General features: G+C 70.2%; 1 protein-coding gene. It reads right to left on the bottom strand.

All coding sequences use genetic code 11. The features are described from left to right. Positions 1–3,215 (bottom strand): beta-ketoacyl synthase N-terminal-like domain-containing protein (locus tag ABZS61_RS34625; protein WP_356430441.1); only part of this gene is annotated, 3,215 nt, incomplete at its 3' end. Positions 3,216–3,383 lie beyond the last annotated feature (168 nt).

The raw sequence follows: 3,383 nt of genomic DNA, 5'->3' as shown, positions 1-3,383 counted from the left end.
ACCCGACCCAGACCCCACACCGCCGCCAGACCCGGATCACCGAGCCGATCCGAACCACCCACCGACACCGCACCCCGCGTCAACACCCACAAAGGAGCCGAGACCCCACCCAGCCCCTGCACCACAGCCAGCGTCTCCGCCACCCCGGACGCGGACACGATCACACCGGCCAGGTCAGGCAGCTCCGACACTTCCTCGACGGGAAGACCGACCACGGTCGCACCCGCAGCCTTCAACGCGGCCGACACTTCAGGGACTTCAGTGCCGACGACCGCCCACACCCCGGCCAGCACCGCCGACGACGGCAGGCCGTCCAGCGGCTTCCAGGTGATCCGGTAGCGCCACGCGTCCTGGACTTCCTGCATCGGCAGCTGCGGCCAGTAGCGCTCACGCTGGAAGGCGTACGTCGGCAGATCGACCACCCGGCCGCCCCAACTGGCGAACAGCTGCGTCCAGTCGACATCGATTCCGGACGTCCACAGCCGACCGGCCGCAGTGAGTGCGGTGTCGGTCTCGTCCCGGTCCTTGCGGAGAACTGAGATGAACTCGGCTGCTACAGAGGTGCTTTGGGCCATGGCTGACAGGACGCCATCCGGGCCGAGTTCCACGTAACGCGTCACACCCATCGCGTCGAGCGCCGCGACACCGTCGGCGAAACGCACCGGCTGCCGTACCTGGTTCAGCCAGTACTCCGGCCGCTGCATGACACCGGGTTCAGCGATGGCCCCAGTCAGGTTCGACACCACCGGAATGCTCGCCGCGTGGAACGCCAGGCCGGACAGGACCGTGGCGAACTCGTCCAGCATCGGTTCCATCAGCGCGGAGTGGAACGCGTGCGACACCGACAGGACCCTGACTCGCAGACCCTGCTGCACGCACTCGGCCGCATAGCGATTGATCCTGTCGAGGTCGCCGGAGAGAACCACGGACCGGGGACCGTTGACGGCCGCGATGTCCAGGCCGGAGTCGGCGACGTCGGCTTCGGTTGCCTCGACGGCGAGCATGCCGCCGCCGGCCGGCAGTGCCTGCATCAGCCGACCGCGCTCGGCGACCAGCACACAAGCGTCGTCCAGGTCGAGGATCCCTGACACGTGCGCGGCGGTGATCTCACCCAGCGAGTGGCCCAGAAGCACGTCCGGAATCACGCCCCAGGACTCGAGGAGCCGGAAGAGGGCGACTTCGAGAGCGAACAGGCCTGCCTGCGCCCACATCGTCCCGTCGAGGCCGACGCCATCGGTCAGGACGTCGCGCAGCGGACGCTCCATCCGGACGTCGAACCGAGCGCACACCGCGTCGAAAGCCTCCGCGAACACCGGGAACGCCTCGTACAACCCCAGACCCATACCCGCGCGCTGCGAACCCTGCCCGGTGAACAACACCGCCAGACGCCCGTCACCGGCGGCGCCGGTGGCCAGGACCGCATTGCCGGCCAGCACCGCGCGGTGCTCCAGCGCGGCCCGGGTCGTCGCCAGCGACCACCCCACGTCCACCGGATCCAACTCAGGCTGCTCGGCCGCGAACCACCGCAGTCGCTCCACCTGCGCCCGCAGGGCGGGCTCGGACTGCGCCGACACCGGCCACGGCACCAGGTCCGGCGCCTTCGGCGTCGCATCGAGCGCTGCCGGTTCGGGCTGAGGCGGCGCCTCGAGGATGACGTGCGCATTGGTACCGCTGATCCCGAAGGACGAGACGCCCGCGCGCCGCGGACGACCGGACTCCGGCCAGGAACGCGCCCCCGTCAGCAGCTCCACCGCACCCGCAGACCAGTCCACCTGCAGCGACGGCTCATCCACATGCAACGTCGCCGGCAGCACACCGTGCCGCAACGCCATCACCATCTTGATCACACCGGCCACGCCCGCAGCCGCCTGGGTGTGACCGATGTTCGACTTGATAGAGCCGAGCCACAGCGGCTCGTCGCCCTCACTCCGGTCCTGACCGTAGGTGGCCAGCAGCGCCTGCGCCTCGATCGGATCGCCAAGGCGCGTGCCGGTGCCGTGCGCTTCGACGACGTCGACGTCCGCGCCGGTCAGCCGGGCGTTCGCCAGCGCCTGGCGGATCACCCGCTGCTGCGACGGACCGTTCGGCGCGGTCAGACCATTCGACGCGCCGTCCTGGTTCACCGCACTGCCACGCACCACCGCAAGGACCTGATGCCCGTTGCGCTTGGCGTCCGACAACCGCTCCACCAGCAGCAGACCTGCGCCTTCACCCCAGCCCGTCCCGTCGGCCGCCGCCGCGAACGCCTTGCACCGGCCGTCCGACGCCAGACCGTCCTGCCGGTCGAACTCCGTGAACGCAGCCGGGGTGGACATCACCGTCACACCGCCCACCAGGGCGAGTTCGCACTCACCGGCCCTCAGTGCCTGCCCCGCCCAGTGCAGTGCGACCAGCGACGAGGAACACGCCGTGTCCACCGTGACTGCCGGGCCCTCGAGCCCGAACGCGTACGAGACCCGGCCGGACAGCACAGCCGCCGCGTTCCCGACAGCCGCGTGCCCGTCACCGGCGTCCTGCGATGCAGCGAGGACCTGTGCGTAGTCCTGGCCGTTGGTTCCGGCGAAGACCCCCACACTGCGGCCACGCTGCGACCGCGGATCCATCCCCGCCGACTCGAACGCCTCCCACGCGGTCTCCAGCAGCAACCGCTGCTGCGGATCCATGGCGAGCGCCTCACGCGGCGAGATCCCGAACAACGCGGCATCGAACCGGTCAGCGTCGGCGATGAATGCGCCTACGCCACCGGGTGCGTCGGACGGCCAGCCGCGGTCGGCCGGGAACGGCGACATGCCATCCAATCCGTCGGCGACGAGGTCCCACAATTGGGCGGGAGAGGTAACGCCGCCGGGGAACCGGCACGCCATTCCGACGATGGCGAGCGGCTCGTCCACCGCCGCGAGCACCGGGGCCGCTGTCTCGGGCGCCGCGGTGACGCCGATGTCGGCCAGTTCGGCGGACAGGTACGCGGCCAGGACTGCCGGTGCCGGGTGGTCGAAGACGAGGGTGGTGGGCAGTCGCAGCCCGGTCCGCGCGGACAGCAGGTTGCGCAGTTCGACCGCCATCAAAGAGTCGAAGCCCAGATCCCGGAACGCCCGCCCTGGCTCCACCGCCTGCACCCCGGAATGCCCCAGCACCACCGCTGCCTGACCGCGCACCAGATCCAGCAGCACCTGCTGGCGCTGCCCGGCCGGAACCATCGCCAACTGATCCCGCAAGATCGGCCCACTCTCATCGGCCGGCAACGCAGGTACGCCAGCGACCGCTTCCGGAAGCTCCGCGAGCAGACGGCTGGGACGCGCCGACACGAACCCGGGAACAAACCGCTCCCAGTCGATATCCGCCACCGTCACATCCACACCACCACGAACCGCCTCACCGAACAC

The organism is Streptomyces sp. NPDC005566 (genome assembly GCF_040605575.1).
GTDB lineage: Bacteria > Actinomycetota > Actinomycetes > Streptomycetales > Streptomycetaceae > Streptomyces.
Note: the sequence above shows the minus strand (reverse complement) of the source record. Positions and strands in the feature narration are given on the sequence as shown.